14 protein-coding genes and 1 pseudogene are annotated in these 16874 nt (G+C 38.4%); 6 read left to right on the forward strand and 9 right to left on the reverse strand.

Going from position 1 to position 16874, the window contains the following annotated elements; all coding sequences use genetic code 11:
* Position 1: 1 nt before the first annotated feature.
* The 4 genes and pseudogenes from rutA to AC4CUY_RS13710 all read right to left on the reverse strand — a co-directional run bounded on the left by rutA (position 2) and on the right by AC4CUY_RS13710 (position 3834).
* Positions 2-1117, reverse strand: a complete 1116-nt coding sequence (rutA, locus tag AC4CUY_RS13695; protein ID WP_490774267.1) for a pyrimidine utilization protein A — start codon at positions 1115-1117, stop codon at positions 2-4.
* Between the two features lie 373 nt (positions 1118-1490).
* Positions 1491-2078 (reverse strand): annotated as a pseudogene (locus AC4CUY_RS13700) (malonic semialdehyde reductase).
* On the reverse strand, positions 2075-2875 hold the full coding sequence (gene rutD, locus AC4CUY_RS13705) for a pyrimidine utilization protein D (protein ID WP_490774268.1): 801 nt from the start codon (positions 2873-2875) through the stop codon (positions 2075-2077). The pseudogene AC4CUY_RS13700 and the gene rutD overlap by 4 nt, the downstream one beginning before the upstream one ends.
* A 347-nt stretch (positions 2876-3222) precedes the next feature.
* Positions 3223-3834 (reverse strand): LexA family protein, encoded by a 612-nt coding sequence (locus tag AC4CUY_RS13710; protein ID WP_490774269.1) that lies wholly within the window; start codon positions 3832-3834, stop codon positions 3223-3225.
* 277 nt (positions 3835-4111) lie between these two features.
* Here AC4CUY_RS13710 and AC4CUY_RS13715 point away from each other — a divergent pair, with 277 nt between their 5' ends.
* The 6 genes from AC4CUY_RS13715 to AC4CUY_RS13740 all read left to right on the forward strand — a co-directional run bounded on the left by AC4CUY_RS13715 (position 4112) and on the right by AC4CUY_RS13740 (position 8931).
* Positions 4112-4345, forward strand: a complete 234-nt coding sequence (locus AC4CUY_RS13715) for a hypothetical protein (RefSeq protein ID WP_004724652.1) — start codon at positions 4112-4114, stop codon at positions 4343-4345.
* A 444-nt stretch (positions 4346-4789) separates the two neighbouring features.
* Positions 4790-5734, forward strand: coding sequence for an ABC transporter permease (locus tag AC4CUY_RS13720; protein ID WP_336954044.1), 945 nt, complete (start codon positions 4790-4792; stop codon positions 5732-5734).
* Positions 5734-6615 carry an ABC transporter ATP-binding protein gene (locus AC4CUY_RS13725; RefSeq protein ID WP_419327833.1) on the forward strand — a complete coding sequence of 294 codons (882 nt, stop codon included), beginning with the start codon at positions 5734-5736 and terminating at the stop codon, positions 6613-6615. The genes AC4CUY_RS13720 and AC4CUY_RS13725 overlap by 1 nt, the downstream gene beginning before the upstream one ends.
* A gap of 78 nt (positions 6616-6693) precedes the next feature.
* Positions 6694-7698: an isopenicillin N synthase family dioxygenase gene (locus AC4CUY_RS13730; RefSeq protein WP_490774270.1), complete on the forward strand. Its 1005-nt coding sequence runs from the start codon at positions 6694-6696 to the stop codon at positions 7696-7698.
* On the forward strand, positions 7695-8582 hold the full coding sequence (locus tag AC4CUY_RS13735; RefSeq protein WP_336954047.1) for a hypothetical protein: 888 nt from the start codon (positions 7695-7697) through the stop codon (positions 8580-8582). Before AC4CUY_RS13730 ends, AC4CUY_RS13735 begins: the two co-directional genes overlap by 4 nt.
* Before the next feature lie 16 nt (positions 8583-8598).
* Positions 8599-8931, forward strand: a complete 333-nt coding sequence (locus AC4CUY_RS13740; protein WP_336954048.1) for a DMT family transporter — start codon at positions 8599-8601, stop codon at positions 8929-8931.
* A 609-nt stretch (positions 8932-9540) separates the two neighbouring features.
* Here the strand turns inward: AC4CUY_RS13740 and AC4CUY_RS13745 are convergent.
* From AC4CUY_RS13745 to uca, 5 genes are all read right to left on the reverse strand, one after another.
* Positions 9541-10563, reverse strand: a complete 1023-nt coding sequence (locus AC4CUY_RS13745; RefSeq protein WP_490774271.1) for an ABC transporter substrate-binding protein — start codon at positions 10561-10563, stop codon at positions 9541-9543.
* On the reverse strand, positions 10560-12371 hold the full coding sequence (atzF, locus tag AC4CUY_RS13750) for an allophanate hydrolase (protein ID WP_490774272.1): 1812 nt from the start codon (positions 12369-12371) through the stop codon (positions 10560-10562). Before atzF ends, AC4CUY_RS13745 begins: the two co-directional genes overlap by 4 nt.
* 12 nt (positions 12372-12383) lie before the next feature.
* Positions 12384-12818 carry a CopG family ribbon-helix-helix protein gene (locus AC4CUY_RS13755; RefSeq protein ID WP_490774273.1) on the reverse strand — a complete coding sequence of 145 codons (435 nt, stop codon included), beginning with the start codon at positions 12816-12818 and terminating at the stop codon, positions 12384-12386.
* Positions 12819-12822: 4 nt separating this feature from the next.
* Positions 12823-12948, reverse strand: coding sequence for a hypothetical protein (locus AC4CUY_RS13760; RefSeq protein WP_419360523.1), 126 nt, complete (start codon positions 12946-12948; stop codon positions 12823-12825).
* 320 nt (positions 12949-13268) lie between these two features.
* The gene (uca, locus tag AC4CUY_RS13765; protein WP_419820237.1) at positions 13269-16874 is read right to left on the reverse strand and encodes an urea carboxylase; all 3606 of its coding nucleotides are present in this window, start codon (positions 16872-16874) and stop codon (positions 13269-13271) included.

A 16874-nucleotide genomic window follows, 5' to 3' on the forward strand; every position in this document is an offset into this window, starting at 1 on the left:
CTCATGCGCTTTTCTCCAAAACGGGTTGAGCTAGCTGTTGATAACTTGCAACAACCTCCTCACGACAAGCCATCAACGGTTGGACGCGCTGTCCAAAATCCTCAACCCCTTGGATAAAATCATCAAATGTTAAAAGAATTCCTTCAGTGCCTTTAATGGTAGAAATTTCATCCAGCATCATGGCAACATTTTCATAAGAACCGACGATTGTGCCCATATTAATATTGACGGGTGAAACACTAGATGCCATTTGACGAATATTGGTATCTGTACCTGATGTTTGATCTTTACCGCCTTGATTCATTAACCAGTTAATTGCTGCCAGGTCTGCACCTTGGTTATAGTTCTCCCATTTCGCCATAGCTTCTTGATCTGTTTCAGCTGCAATCACCATAAACAAAACATAGGTTTGAACATCTCTTCCTGTCTGATCAGTATGTACTTTTAGACGTTCATTGATTTCAGCATAGGCCGTTGGTGTATTGAAACCTTTTCCAAAAACAAAATTATAATCTGCATATTTTGCAGAGAATGCTAAGCCCGCATCAGATTGACCAGCACAAATAATTTTCATGGCGGATTGTGGTATTGGCTTTACTTGGCAATCATCCATTTGGAAGAAATCACCTTTGAAATCAGATGTTCCCGTTGCCCAAAGCTCACGTAAAATTTCGACATATTCAGATAAGTAATCATAACGTTTAGAGAAATAATCATCCCCTGGCCACAACCCCATTTGGGTATATTCTGGTGGTTGCCATCCAGTCACAACATTTAGCCCAAAACGTCCATTTGAAATCGAGTCAATCGTTGATGCCATACGTGCCACAATGGCTGGTGGCATCACCAAAGTCGCTGCCGTAGCAAAAATTTTTATTTTACTGGTCACTGCCGCTAAACCCGCCATTAATGTAAAGCTTTCTAAGTTATAATCCCAGAATTCAGTTTTACCCCCAAAACCACGCAGTTTAATCATCGACAATGCAAAATCAAAACCATAATGTTCTGCACGTTGTACAATCTGTTTATTCAATTCAAATGTTGGCTTATATTGCGGTGCATTTTCTGAAAGCAACCAGCCATTATTTCCAATCGGACAAAATACACCAATTTTCATAGCTAAACCTCACTGTACAAAAAAATATTCTAAAAATATTTGATATAAAACCAAAAACAAAAACCATCTTGTAATTATAAATAATGCATACAACATGCCACTAAATTTAATTAGTTGTTTTCATTATTAATTTTTTTATATTTATTTTTTATTTTACCTTTTGGTAAAATTTATGAATTTTCAAGCCATAAAAAAATAAACTAAAATAGTGCATAAATGCGTCATTTTAGATCATTTATAATTTTAAAATTAACCGACACTATAAATAAAAAACCGCAGACGGTATGCGGTTCAATAAGATAAAATTCTGACGAAATACAACACTGGTTCAATAAAATTAGTAATCTAATAAAATAGTTATTAAAATAAATCTTTATAATATTTTACAAGCATCATCAAAATCTAATCTTGGTAATCTTGTATATATTTTTGTATGATCCCCATATCCTATGTTGATAATCATATTAATCGAATAATCAGTCTCTTTAAAGAAAGTCTCATTCACTTGCATATCATCAAATCCAGACATTGGCCCTGTGTCCAAAACTAAACTTCGACATACCATAATCAAATACGCAGCTTGCATCGAGCTATTTCTTAAAGCTGTTTCATTGGCAAGTTTGGGATTTGAGGTAAACCAAGATTTAGCGTCTGTATGCGGAAAAAGTTTAGCAAATTGATTATAAAATTTCTGATCCGTTGCAACCAACACTGTCAAAGGCGCTGTCATGGTTTTCTCTATATTTCCCGAGGATAGCGCAGGCTTTAGTTGTTCTTTCGACTCAGATGTCATTAAAAATATAAATCGAGCAGGGCAACAATTGGCAGAGGTAAGTCCCATTCTCACTAAATCATAAATTTGCTGAATCTATTCAGTGCTGACTGCCTTATCCAACCAAGTATTGTGCGTTCTGGCATCTGGAAACAATTGGTTTAAATCTATGTTGAGGCTCTGGTTCATAGGGTTTCTTCTACTAAATTTTGAATTAAAATCTGATTGACTGTATTACTTTCTGTTACAGATGAAGCATGCGCACCGGTTTCCAATAGTGTTAATTCGCCATGCCCCAATATTGCTTTAAGGTCTATACTCTTTTGATAAGGCACTAAAAAATCATCTTTGTTGGCAATGTAATACACATCAGTGTTCGCCAAAGCAGCGATATGTTGCGGTAAAATTTTAAAATTCATCAATGCATTTAAGCGTAGCAACACGTTATTAATCGGTGGGAAATCTTTAAATCCCTTGCTTTCGATCTCTTGAATTTGTTGAATATGCTTTGAAATATAAGCAGGTGGATATAGAAATAGAGCTTGTGCACGTATATAAGCTTCAGCACCAGCATTTTCTAACAAGGCAATACGGGTTTTGAAACATTTATCTGTATGTGGATCAAGAGCATCCCAAGCATTAATAAAGGTTAGACTCGACAGTGAAATTTCGGTGTTGTAGATCAAAACAGCCAATTCAGCTCCAATTACCGCACCTAAGGCATGCCCAATAAAATGGCATTGTTTGATTTGTTGCTGTTGAAGTATGTCTAATACTTGCTTTGCCATATTCTTTATTGAATATGCTGTGGGTAATGCTCCAGAGTCTGCATGACAACCTTCTTGGTCATAAACAAGCACCTGAAAATATTGAGTTAAAGTTTTAATTTGTGGTTGCCAAAAAGATGCATGCCCACCTAAACCAGAAGATAGAACCACAGTTTCAGCATCTGGTTGCGCTACACACGGAAAAATTTGATAGCTCATTTTTGACCATTTGATAAATTAATCACTTTGATGACAGCAAAAAATATGCCGAATAATATTTATATTTAGTTTTGAAGGTTTTTGATGGCGAATGTGAATATGAGGATTGTTATGTTATTGGCTACTTGCTCAGTAGCTATAGGTCTATTATTGATAAAACACACAATGAGCTTTTGTAATAAAGCGAGTTTATATTCAAAATAATCTGATTTCACAACTAGAAAACTACACGCTCAAATTTTGATGTGTCCTTAGTATTCTTAAATTGATCATAAAAAAAGCAACAAAAATGTTGCTTAAAAACACGACAGACTTAAAGCGTTATCCTCAAATATCTTCTCTATCAATCAACGCATCCGCTTTAAGTTATAAGTCACAACTCCCCATATTTCGAATTCTTGCCCTTCTTCAATATAAATATTTTTAAACTCTGGATTCTCAGCTTTTAACCAGACTTTCGGTGGATCAAATTGTTTATCAATCATCAAGCGTTTCACCGTAAAATCATTATCAATACGGGCGATGACAATATCACCAGATTTTGCAGAAATGCTACGATCTACAATCAAAGGGTCTTCGATATCAATCCCCACATCTTGCATTGAAAGCGAATTTGCTTTAACAATAAATGTAGAACTCTCATTTCTAATTAAATATTCATTCATATCTAAAGATTGTTCTATACTATCTTGAACTGAAAATGGTACACCAGCAGCGACCCTTTCAGTCGCAAGTGGAATCTGATAGACCTTATCATTCTTAGGCTGTATGGTCTGGATCTTTATGCTCGCTGTTAAATCACTGAGCTGACCATTTTTGAAATTTTTCAGTAACCAGTTTTTGATAAAATCGACTTGTGACTCTGGTACACGGATGACTTTGGTTGGCTCACTAAACTGTGCCTTACGCCCAGCATTTGCTCTAGCACCTCCGTGTTCAAATTCTACTTTCTTAGACATTATTTATCCTATATGCTTCATAAAAGCCTGTAAAATCAATATAGCTTGAAAAAGTTACAAATTCAAGTTGACGGCAAGTTTTTTTTGAATAACAATAACTCTATCGATCAGTTTTGATACATCTATTTGAACAAGGACGACAAAGATAATCAATATACTTATCATAAATCAATAATTTAGAATACAGATATCTTGTTAATTTATTGATAATTTTGAATAAGTTCTCTGATCTCACTTAAGCACTTAATTGATTGATTTTCTATGTGGAGACATAAAAATGGCGACTCAACGTGATGCAATTCTTGGTTATGCAGACGAACAACATGCTTACTATATTCGTTTGATTGAAGACAATAATGTATTAGGCAGCCAATATGGTTTATTTTGTGAAAATACCAATAGTGATATCGCTGAAAGTATAATGACTACATTATTTTTAAAGAAATCATTTTGGCTAAATGGCTCTGAATTTAGTGATATTGTAAAAGGTTTAGAACCTCTTCCCCTTTAAACAGATGCTCACCTGATAAAATTGAATATGCTTAAATATTCAACTGAAGTTTATGATTTGATATGTATTTAATAATTAAAATGTCGTTGTATTCCCCTCGATACAACGACGATTTAATTTCAATTAATCATCAGATCAATAGGTTTGAATGGCAGAGCTAAGCATTCAGAATTTTATTAAATCAGCACCTAATCTTGCACGATTACTTTACTTTTATTCCTTTCATATTTTTTATTTCCTTGTAGTTCTCTTCCTGTTTGGGTATTTTCAGCATGCTTTAGCGCGATGAGCTCCTACAGATCATTTATCACCGACGACTCGAGCGTTATTGATAAATTCTAATTAGCCTCGCCTCATTATATTTATTCATGGCACTTATTTTGCTTAACAAATATTACGTTTTTCAACAATCGTAATACTCAAGCTAAAATGAGGGCGGTAAATATGGGTTATGTTGTAAAGGAAATTGGTCAAAAGAATAAGCTATTACTGAGCTTGTGTTCTTTTCTGATCCCTATATTGCTCTGGTGCGCTGTCAGTTATTTACCTTTTATTTGGCATCCTCAAGTCCAAATCACAGATTCAGGCAGTGTCTCATATTTACAAGTCGGTAGCCGTATCGAAAAAAGTGTGTTCTATAGTGAGGCACAAAATGCGGTTGCTCATGATTCTGCACCACCACAAGGTATTTTAGTCAATCCCATTTACTTACCTGCACCACATGAAGTGGCTAAGGCCTTGGTCACTGCATTTACCACACCGCCAGAACAACCAGATACCCCATGGTTTCATCAAAGCTTATGGCACAGTATTAAAATCGTATTTTCAGCTTTTTTAATTTCTTCAATTTTTGGTATTCCATTGGGTATTCTCTGTGGTTTCTCACAAAAAATATCACTGCTCACAGAACCTTTTGTTGAATTTTTCCGTTACTTACCAGCCCCTGCTTTTGGCGCGCTTGCTGTTGCCATTTTGGGAATCAATGATGCACCTAAAATTGCAATTATTGTGATTGGTACGCTTTTTCAACAAATTCTAATAATTGCCAATACAACACGTATGGTCGATAAAGGCTTAATTGAAGCCGGCTATACCCTAGGAACCAATAAGCTCAAAAGCCTATTCAATGTGGTTATTCCTGCTGCTTTTCCAGATATTTATCGTGATTTACGCGTGCTACTAGGTTGGGCTTGGACCTATTTAATTGTCTCTGAATTAATTGGTACTACTTCTGGTATTACATGGTTTATTACCCAACAAGCACGCTATCAAAACTTTGACAATGTCTATGCTGCGATTTTGATTATCGGGGTGATTGGACTGGTTTGTGATGTGTTATTAATGAAATTAGGCGAACGTATGTTCGCATGGAAAGCAGGGGCCAAATAATGAATGACTCAACTTTTAATTCACATGAATATTTTCAAAAAATTTATGCACGCCCTGTCATCTTAGAAGCCAAACAACTGAGCCAAGTATTTAAACATGGTAAAAACGAACGAACTGTTTTAAATCAACTGGATCTTAAAATCCATAAGCGTGAATTTATTTGTGTGATTGGCCCATCAGGTTGTGGTAAATCAACGTTAAGTCGCGTAATTGCAGGTTTAGATCCTTATCATAGTGGTGAAATCTTAGTCGATGGCCAACGCATCACAGGACCTAGCCCTGAACGGGGCATGGTGTTCCAAGGGTATACCCTGTTTCCATGGAAAACGGTTAAAGAAAATGTCATGTTCGGACCACGGATGAAAGGTGCCAGTCAAATGACTGCGGAAGCCCATGCACGAGAATGGATCAATATTATTGGCTTGGACAAATATGAAAATCAATATCCACATCAACTTTCTGGTGGAATGAAACAGCGTGTTGCGATTGCTCGAGCTTTAGTCAATGAACCTAAAATTTTACTGATGGATGAACCTTTCGGCGCGCTCGACCCTCATACCCGTCAAAAGATGCAAAAACATTTAATGGATTTATGGCAAAACATTGATATCACCATTATTTTTGTTACCCATGATATGGATGAAGCCATTTTATTGGCTGATCGTATTATTGCGCTAAAAGCCAATCCCGGTGAAATTAAAGAAATTATTGAAGTGGATTTACCTCGCCCACGTTCATTAGCTCTCATGGCAACTCCTGCTTTTCAACAATTAAGGGCACGTGTTGATCAGTTGGTACACGCTCAGGAAGATGAGCTTGATCCATCACTTCAAGACTTACCCAAAATACCGAGGATGACCCAAGTCAGCACGGATAAATAAACAAACAGATTTCTTATAGCCTTTGGGACGACCCAAATCGCTTAGTTCATTGTTGGACGGCCAACCTTGGTGATATTCATGTCAAACACATATGTTTTACCAATTGTGGACATTTCCCTATTATCCAGTCCTGACCTCGAAGATCGTCTAGTCGTGGCACACGCTTTAGATCAGGCATGTAAAGATGTGGGTTTCTTATATCTAAAGGGAGAACAATTTAAACCTGCGTTATTCAACAATCTTTATCAAACCGCACAGCAATACTTCGCCCAAGATACTGCAATTAAGATGAGGAATTATATTGGCTTATCTGAAAATCACAGTGGTTATGTACCGATCGGTGAAGAACGTTTTGTAGAAACGAGTTATGATCTTAAAGAGGCCTATGATGTCAATTATGATCATCAAAGCCCCGCAGATCGCCGCCCTTTGATTGGTCCAACCCAGTGGCCAGATGACCCCATTTTTAAACAGCATGTTTCAGATTATTATCAACATATTAAAAATATTGGGCACACAATTTTCCAAAGTTTTGCGCTAGCACTTGGCTTAGATGAGCATTATTTTGATGCACATAATTCCAAAGCACCCAGTCAACTTCGCCTTATTCATTATCCTTATCATCCTGAAATTCAGGATAAAGATGGTATTGGTGCACATACCGATTATGAGTGTTTTACTTTGCTCTTACCCACAGCACCTGGATTACAAGTCCTCGATAAAACAGGGCAATGGATCGATATTCCACTGCTTGAAAATACATTGGTTATGAATATTGGCGATATGATGGAAATTCTGTCTAATGGGCGATATTTGGCAACCAAACATCGTGTTAAAAAAGTTTCCGAAGAACGTTTTTCATTTCCCTTCTTCTTCTCTTGTGATTATGACTATCTGATTCAACCTTTGCTTAAAGATCAGCCTGCAAAATATTCCCCTTTAAAAGGCGGTGAGCACCTTTTTAATCAAACCGCACAAACTTTCCAGTATCTAAAAGAAAAAGTAGCCCGGGGTGAAATTCAACTTGAAAATCCCCGCCCGCTTTATTCATTTGGTTTAAGTCAAAACGAGGAGTCACTATGAACTTATTAGAACTCTGTGCACAACTTAAACCGAGTGATGATTCAGCCTGCGTATTACCTCGGTATTTATTGGGTGCTTTTCGCCGTAAGAGTATTACTTTTTCCAATGGTTTAACTGATGAAAATACGCTGGTCTATTGGTTTCAATCTAAAACCTTTACCATTGATTTACGCTTAAAAGACCCCATTTCAACGCCCGTTTTAGAACGACAGGGCTGGGTTGGCGATACAATTTGGGATGCTCAAAATCAATTACTTTCATGGAATGTCAGCAGTAATTATCAAAATCATGTGCAATGGCCCGAACCAGCAAAATTGTATTCAATTGGCAATGCCATATTAGAGTTTTCACCAAGCCATGCTTATGTTGAAGATTGGCGGCAACAAGCTACCCGTGGGCTATATCTTGGCCTACGTTTATTTAAAGTTGAAAATATCGATTTAAGTATCAGTTATCCTGCAGATGGTGGCTTCATCCTTTGTGATCATTTTATTGCCTTTGCCAAGTCTCGACATCCAGATATACAACAGGCTTTTCACTCCACTAATGCTTTAAAAGATGCTATTTCTCAACAACAGATTAGTCTAGAAGCAATTCAGGACTATGAGGTTTCGATCAGTTTTGATAAGCAGATCATCGATCTTAGCACCATCAGCAACAAAGTTGGAACTATGATTGATCTTGAAAATTTCCAACAACTCGATCACAACACACTTGTCCAACAGCAACTGATCAATGGTGAACATTGTCGTTTATTTTTTACACTTGATGTATTTCAAAAAGATTTTTGCTTTACAACGCTTACGGGCACTTCAACTGAAAGTCAAAATTGGTTTGATCATGAAGAAAATCATCTTTTTCATCATGCAAAAATAGCGTTATAAGGGATATTCTCAATCAATGTCTTTTTTATATTTAATGATTGCCATTGTTGCAGAAGTCATCGCGACTTCTGCAATGAAGGCTTCAGATGGTTTTAGCCAGTTATTTGCATCGATTATTACCGTGATTGGATATGCGGTTGCCATTTATTTTTTATCACTGACCATGAAAACGATTCCTGTCGGTATTACTTATGCGCTTTGGTCTGGCGCAGGCATTATTTTGGTGTCCTTGGTCGGCTTCTTTTACTATAAACAACACTTAGATTTAGCTGCAATCATCGGTTTGGCTTTTATGATTATTGGGATTTTAATTATTCATCTTTTTTCAACGAGCACTGAAATATCATAGACTTCTTGTGTTAGTCAAAAATAAGCACTCGATACGTGTAAACTTTTAAATTTTGATGAAACATAGATGGTGTTTCTATCGTGATGCGACATGGATGTCGCCTTATTGGGTGGGGATACAGAACGTGCCCCTCACTCAACATGAGCAAAAACAAAGTACTGCTTTGATTGCAACGCGGGGTTTAGAATCCCCTATGAAAAGTGATACATCGCCTACACAAAGCGATTTAAACTTTAAATGTAAAGCGCGGCATTGCAAATTTGATCCTCATACACTTAATTTTTATGTAATAGTAAAATTTTCATGATTCATAAAGCTTAACCACATTTAAATATCATCTCTAAGTTTATTTTGGCAAGAGCTCTAGTGAATAGAAAATCCTCTTTTAATGTGATTAAAGTGACGCCTTTGTAATCAATTTAAATTTAATTTGTTAATCTTTAAAACAGATCTACCACCATAAAAATTTCACTGATTTGGTTAGTTTTCCTGCATTCAAATCTGTTCAAAAATTGCGTCTAGGCTCTATATAAAGCTTTTGCACCTAGAATAAAATAGCCCAAGACATGCTTAGGCTATTTTTCCAACGATCTAATTCTTTTAAAACCGCTATTTCAACTCTTGCAACAATGTCGGATAAATCAGACCATCGACATTTTGTTCAGTTTTATAGATGCCATTTTCCACGTTAAATTTATTGACGTGATAGGACGAGCCATAGATCGAATCAAAACCATTGCCTTTGCTAAAGACTTTTTGATTGGCGTCTAGATCAAGTAAATGGGTGCCATTCACCATCGTTTCGTATTGTTTTGGATCTACCCCTGAACGGATTGCCATAATTTTTACAGCATCTGTATGTGTTGCAGGATCATTAATATATTTCACTGTCTTGTCCCACACTTGAAGGATCTTTTTCCATTCATCTTTATGGGCAGTTAAATGACTCATATTCACAGTTAAGGTGTCATAAATTAACCCCGGTTTATCCTTGGAGGTATAAATGATTTTTGACCCTGCAACAGTTTTCAATGCTTGACTGGCAACAGGTTGCCATACCGCAATAGCTGAAACATCTGGGCTCGAGAATACTTGTGGTAATTGATTGGTAGCTGAATTAACCAATTTTATTTCATTGATGGGAATCTTTTGATCTGACATTGCCGTTGCTAGAAGCAAATGATCGACTAGACCTTTTTCAACGCCGACAGATTTACCTTTTAAATCTTCAATACGATTGATCCCCTCTTTGGCAATAATCACATCATTGCCCGCAGAGTAGTCAGTCGCCATGATCATCATGCCTTGAGTACCACCCGAGGCCGTCACCAAGTTATCACCATTGGTAACAAATACTGCATCTAATTGATTGGCAGAAAATGCTGAGAGTGATGCTGAATAATCAAACCATTTAAAATCAACATTGAGACCTGCTTCTTTTAGCCAACCTTTTTCAATTGCAACTTGCCATGCCACAAATCCGGGCCAATCACTATAGCCAATGGTAATAGGTTTAGCATCTGCTGAAGCTTGCGCACCCTCTTTTGCTTGAGGAATTTTTGCCGTGTTGTCACAACCAGATAACAGCATTGCTGATAATAATGATACGGATAAAAAAGATTTATAGATCATACAGAAACTCCCCCGATTTTCTCGCTTTTAAATTGTGTATTGGTTTGATTCAGCGACTGTATATATGCACGCCAACCACCTAAATGGCTGATATCTATAGCGTCTTTAATTGCATAAGCTTCGCAAATAAAACCTTTTACCCAACTGCCATCTTCAAGTTGTAAATTGCCGATTCCCAACGGTGCTGGAACCTCAGCAACGATTGCGCCAAAGTTTGCCAATGGAATTTCCCAAACTTCAACTTCAATAGACGTTCCTGTTGCATCACATTGCAGACCAGGTTTTGGTGGACTGGTATTTTTTAAAGCAAATAATTTGTAATTTTTAGCGGTATAGGTTTTCTTTAATAAAGTCCCTTGGCGTGTAGTGAGCTGAAAATTAAGTGGCATCGCTGTTAAATGCGCTCCCACAACCGCCAACTTGACTGAATTTTTTGAAGCAATCTCAAGCATTTTTTGATAGTGCTGCTGAGATTTGCCTAATGTAAGGGCTGTTAGTGTTTGCCATTTTTGAGCAAAATTTGCCAAAGCTTGATCATGCCAAGCAGGTGCAATAAATGTTACTCCGCTCGGCAACCCATCTGAGCGAATTGTATTGGGTAATGCTATGGCTGCTAAATCGGCAAAATTGACAAAGTTGGTATAAGCTCCCATATGTGAGTTCTTTACGATTGGATCTACTTCAACATCGACAATACGATAAATCGTGGGTGAAGTCGGTACCATTAATGCATCATAGGCTTGTAAAGCCAGATTAATTTTTCGTGCCAGCACAGCACGTTTATATTCAGCTTGAAGTGCATCCGTGGCTGTAAATTTATCTGCTTGAGCTATGATTTCAGCAATGACCGGATGCGCTTGGTCACGTGTTACAACTTTTTCCACAGCAACAGTCCGTTCCGCTACCCAAGCCTCGTTATAGAGGGCTTTGGCAAGTTCATTAAAATCTGTGAAATCAATACTTTCAACTTTATAACCAAGTAATTTGACTCGTTCTACTGCGGTCGCAAAAGCTTTTTCAGTTTCTGTGTCACCATAAAACTCAAGCTGTGCAGGTATGGCAATTTTGCCTTTAGAAAACTGAGAGGGAACATTTGCTGGATGAATACGTGAATATTCATCTTTTTCATCATAGCCTTGCATAACACTGGCAACCGTCCAAGCATCGTCACTGCTCAATGCAAAGATAGAAATGACATCAATCGTTCTACAAGCAGGCATCAAGCCTGTGGTTGAAAACCAGCCTTTGGTCGGTTTAAGACCAACAATATTGTTATGCCCTGCTGGCACACGACCCGAACCTGCTGTATCGGTCCCTAAGCTAAAGGGCACCATACCATTTGCAACTGCAACGGATGAACCAGAGCTGGAACCACCGCTGATATATTCTGGATTAAAACTATTTTTGACCGCGCCATAAGGTGAACGTACCCCGACCAATCCCGTTGCAAACTGATCAAGGTTAGTTTTTCCAATCACCACAGCACCAGCTTTTTTTAACTTGGCAATCACCACAGCATCATTGGTTGCTAAATATTCAACGTCTTTACAAGCAGCGGTGGTATGGAACCCTGCGACATCGATATTATCTTTGACGGCAAATGGCACACCGTATAAAAGTAAATCATCTCTATCTTGTAGTTTTAAGGCTTCAATTTGGGCTTGAATTTGCGTTTCAGATGCGATTTCAATCCAAGCATGATCATCATTGTGAATGGTTTTAACATAATCGATTAACCCCTCAATCTTGATTTTCTGGCTGGTATACGCCTCTCGCCAGTCTTGAATTGTCCATAAGTCTTGCATCACCCTACTCCCGATTTAATCATTTTGCAGAATTGGTGGCATTACAGCATCCATCAGCTCTAGATGCCCTTTGATCACACCCTTGAGTGCTGTAAATTGTTGGCTAATATGTCGAAGCTCAGAACTTGCGCCCTGCATCAGCATGACTTGTAATATTTTTTGTTGATCTAGCTGGATATGCAGTGAGCTAATCACTTGAGTTAAAAACTTTTGTTGAAAATCAATCAGTTGGTTTCGAAGTGGCATTTGTCCTGCATCATAAAGTAGGGTCAGAGTACCCACCATAACCTCATTGGCCTGTGCCTGTTCCGCAATCAGATGTTTATTGATCATGTCGACAATGGCTTGAGATCGACTTTCATAGTGCTGATCGACAATTTTCTGATCGAGTGCATTCAACGTTGCTTCTGGTACAGTAATGCTGATCCGAGCCAACTTTTGTTTAGCCACACAGTTATCCTTTTATCTTATTTACAGGAGTGTTTTGTTTGATATACACACCTGCTCGTACAGTGAATAAATCAACAAAAAATCTTTTAATCGAATGTGTTTTTTTGACTGTTGTTTTGACCTGATTCATAGCACAACTCCATCTCAGTATTACCAAATTAGGTTTTTGTATTACCAATATAACAATGCAGAAAATGTGCCAGTTTTTAACCAAGTTTTTGCTGGTTTTAACGTGTATTTATGGACGATTTGTGGGCAAAAACAGTGTAAATGCACAAGCATAGCGCGTAGGGTTATATGCGCTTAAAATCCAAAGTTTTTACTAATTTTATTTTAGTTGGCTAAGTATTTGTAAATTATTACAATCCATAGAGTTCTGCTTATAAAATAAAACAAACCATACTTACAAAAAAAGGAGCATCATCATTGATGCTCCTTTGCTGACTTTTATCAGGCTACAGGTGCCAAAGTAAACAATACCTGTCCGGTCTTGACGGTCTGACCTTTTTCAATGGAGATGGCTTCCACCTTCATCCGTTCAGGTGCAACAATCGGAATTTCAATTTTCATCGCTTCAATCACTGCAAGGGTTGCACCTTCTTCAACAATATCTCCAGAAGCACATTCGATTTTCCAAATTGAACCTGGCATATGTGATTCAACAGCACAACCACCTTCTGGGATACTGACTGCTTCACCATCCTCTACAGTATCTAAACTTTCAGAGACATACTCTTGTAAACCTGCAGCATGCCAACGAAGGCGCTCTGCTTCAAAATTGGCTTGTTGCCTCTGTTTAAAAGCATGAATACTGTCCTGATTTGCAGCAAGGAAATCATTGTATTCTTTTAGATTAAGCACCCCGTCTTCAATACGTAGTTGCAACCGCCCTGCTTTAAAATCTTCGCGCATCTGTAGCAATTCTGCTTCTGAAACCTCATAGAATTTAACCTGATCAAAGAAGCGTAATAACCACGGCTTGCCAGCTTCAAAATTGGCGTTTTTACGATAACGGCTCCACATTTGTGTAGTACGGCCCACAAATTGATAGCCCCCGGGACCTTCCATACCATAAACACACATATATGCCCCACCGATACCAACAGCATTTTCCGGTGTCCAAGTCCGTGCAGGGTTATATTTTGTTGTGACCAAACGCTGTCTCGGATCAAGTGGTGTGGCAACGGGTGCGCCTAAATACACATCACCCAATCCCATGACCAGATAATTGGCACTATAAACCACATCTTTTACCGCTTGCTTGGATGCTAGGCCATTGATACGACGAATAAACTCGATATTATCAGGGCACCACGGTGCATCAGGACGGACGATTTGCGTATAGCGCTCAGTCGCCAATTGGGTTTGTGAATCTTCCCATGCCAGTGGTAAATACACCGTCCGTGAAGGGACTTGCATATTGTGTATATCTAGCAGTTCCGCTTCCGCGTGTTGAAGTTTTTCCAAGAGCTCAAGTTGATCAATTTGAATTGAATCAAAATGAATCTGTAATGAACGAATCCCCGGTGTAAGATCAATAATTCCGTGGATATTCTGGTCTTTTACCCATTGCATTAAAGCATGAATACGGAAACGTAGATTTAAGTCTAAAACCAGATCACCATATTCAACTAATACATAGCTATTTCCCGCAGGTCGGTAAGTCACACTGGGTAAATGTGCTTGTCCTACGCGTGTGGCTAAAACAGCATTTTCTAATGTGTCATTTTCTGCGTGGAATACAGGATTAAAATTCACTGCATCTGTGTCAGAAGCGATAATACTTTGATGATATGTTTGATCCAAGGCTTTTGCTTGGGCATAACTCACAGGAATAAATTTAACTTTATCCCCTGCTTTAAGCTGACCAATTTTCCAAAGTTCTGAATGAATCACCACAGCTGGACAAACAAAGCCACCTAAGCTTGGACCATCAGGCCCTAAGATGATCGGCATGTCGCCTGTAAAATCAATCGCACCAATTGCGTAAGCATTGTCATGAATATTTGAAGGATGTAGACCTGCTTCACCGCCATCTTCACGTGCCCACTCTGGTTTTGGGCCAATCAAGCGAATGCCTGTACGACTGGAATTATAGTGAATCTCAAACTGGTTACTAAAGAAGTTATCTATATCGTTTTTGGTAAAGAAATCTGGTGCGCCATGCGGACCATACATCACCGCAATTTCCCAATGACGCGCAAATTTAGGGATTTGATCTGTGGCTAAACTTTTGCTTTGATCAGATGAATATTCAGTAATCGCAAGCATATCTCCAATTAATAAATTACGCCCTGCATGCCCACCAAACTGCCCCAGAGTAAAGGTTGCTTTTGATCCTAAATATTCGGGAACATGAAAGCCACCTTTGATCCCAATATAGCTTCGACATCCCGTACTCATTGTTCCACACTTTAACACCTGACCTTTTTTAACATTCACGGTTTGCCACATTGGAACCAGTACGCCATCCAGCTTAGATGGCATATCGCCGCCGGTAATCACAATTTGACTATCACAATGAAACTTTAAACTCGGGCCTTGCAGCGTACATTCCAATCCAGAAGTATTATAAGGATTACCTAAAAGTTGGTTGGCGACATTTAAACTCAAAGGATCAATCGCTCCTGATGGTGGAACACCCACATCCCAGTAACCTAAACGACCTGTAATATCCTGAATTGCGGTTTGAATGCCCGATTGTAAAACCTCAATTTTTTGGGTTTTCCATACAAATGTATTTAAGAAGCGTGTGGTTTGTGTCCCTGAATTAAACACCTCACCCGCAATAATATTTTGTAGATATTCCAAATTGGTTTCGATGCCTGCAATCTGTGTATCTGCCAGACTTGATTGCATGGCTTGAATTGCTGAACCTCGATCAGATGCTGTCACGATGATTTTGGCAAGCATGGGATCATAAAATGAAGACACATTTGAACCAGTTTCGACCCATGTTTCGACCCGTGCATTTTGATCAAATTGCACATAGGTGAGTAAGCCTGCGCTGGGTTGAAATTGTTTAATCGGATCTTCCGCATATAAACGAACTTGAATTGAATGTCCTTTTGACACTAATTTTTCAATGGGTGCTGTCCAATCTCCACTGGCCAAAGTCACCATCCATTCAACCAGATCCACGGCATAGACTTGTTCTGTCACACCATGCTCAACTTGCAGACGGGTATTCACCTCCAAGAAATAGAATTGCTCAGTTTCAGTATCCATCACAAACTCAACTGTACCTGCTGAACGATAATTCACAGATTGCATAAGTTGAATTGCGACAGTTTGAATATAGTCACGTTGCTCATCGGTTATATGCGGTGCGGGTGTTTCTTCTATGACTTTTTGATTACGACGTTGTACAGAACAATCGCGTTCCCCTAAAGCCAACACCTGCCCTTTTCCATCACCAAAAATTTGTACTTCAATATGTCGAGCATGCTGCACAAATTTTTCTAAATATAACCCTGCATCTTTAAAGTTGGCTTGAGCCAAATACGAAACGGTTTGATAAGCGTCTTTGAGTTCAGATTCGTTCCAAACTAAACGCATACCAATACCACCACCACCCGCAGTACTTTTTAACATCACAGGATAGCCAATACGTGCAGCTTCCGTGACTGCTTCTTGCTCACCAGAAAGCAAAGAACTCCCCGGCAACAACGGCACTTGGCTTTTAATCGCCAGCTCACGGGCAGTATGTTTTAGACCAAAATCCAGCATTTGACTAGAGGTTGGTCCAATAAAAGCAATACCCTGATTTTCACAGAGATCACAAAACTCCGCATTTTCAGATAAAAATCCATAACCTGGATGGATTGCTTCAGCACCTGTTTGCTTGGCAATTTCAAGAATTTTTGCAATGTTTAGATAACTTTGTTGTGCTGGTGCAGCACCAATGCAAAATGCTTCGTCGGCTAAAGTCACATGTAAAGAATCTTGATCAGCTTCTGAATAAACCGCAACTGAACCAATCCCAAGTTTTTTTAGCGTACGAATCACGCGACATGCAATTGCACCACGATTGGCAATGAGAACTTTTTTAAACAT

The organism is Acinetobacter sp. 778_lipA, from assembly GCF_058242985.1.

Excerpts from the sequence above, each read along its gene's own strand:
- rutA (WP_490774267.1), bottom strand. The coding sequence starts at position 1,117 with ATGAAAATTGGTGTATTTTGTCCGATTGGAAATAATGGCTGGTTGCTT.
- rutD (WP_490774268.1), bottom strand. The coding sequence starts at position 2,875 with ATGAGCTATCAAATTTTTCCGTGTGTAGCGCAACCAGATGCTGAAACT.
- AC4CUY_RS13710 (WP_490774269.1), bottom strand. The coding sequence starts at position 3,834 with ATGTCTAAGAAAGTAGAATTTGAACACGGAGGTGCTAGAGCAAATGCT.
- AC4CUY_RS13715 (WP_004724652.1), top strand. The coding sequence starts at position 4,112 with ATGGCGACTCAACGTGATGCAATTCTTGGTTATGCAGACGAACAACAT.
- AC4CUY_RS13720 (WP_336954044.1), top strand. The coding sequence starts at position 4,790 with ATGGGTTATGTTGTAAAGGAAATTGGTCAAAAGAATAAGCTATTACTG.
- AC4CUY_RS13725 (WP_419327833.1), top strand. The coding sequence starts at position 5,734 with ATGAATGACTCAACTTTTAATTCACATGAATATTTTCAAAAAATTTAT.
- AC4CUY_RS13730 (WP_490774270.1), top strand. The coding sequence starts at position 6,694 with ATGTCAAACACATATGTTTTACCAATTGTGGACATTTCCCTATTATCC.
- AC4CUY_RS13735 (WP_336954047.1), top strand. The coding sequence starts at position 7,695 with ATGAACTTATTAGAACTCTGTGCACAACTTAAACCGAGTGATGATTCA.
- AC4CUY_RS13740 (WP_336954048.1), top strand. The coding sequence starts at position 8,599 with ATGTCTTTTTTATATTTAATGATTGCCATTGTTGCAGAAGTCATCGCG.
- AC4CUY_RS13745 (WP_490774271.1), bottom strand. The coding sequence starts at position 10,563 with ATGATCTATAAATCTTTTTTATCCGTATCATTATTATCAGCAATGCTG.
- AC4CUY_RS13760 (WP_419360523.1), bottom strand. The coding sequence starts at position 12,948 with ATGAATCAGGTCAAAACAACAGTCAAAAAAACACATTCGATTAAAAGA.
- uca (WP_419820237.1), bottom strand. The coding sequence starts at position 16,874 with ATGTTTAAAAAAGTTCTCATTGCCAATCGTGGTGCAATTGCATGTCGC.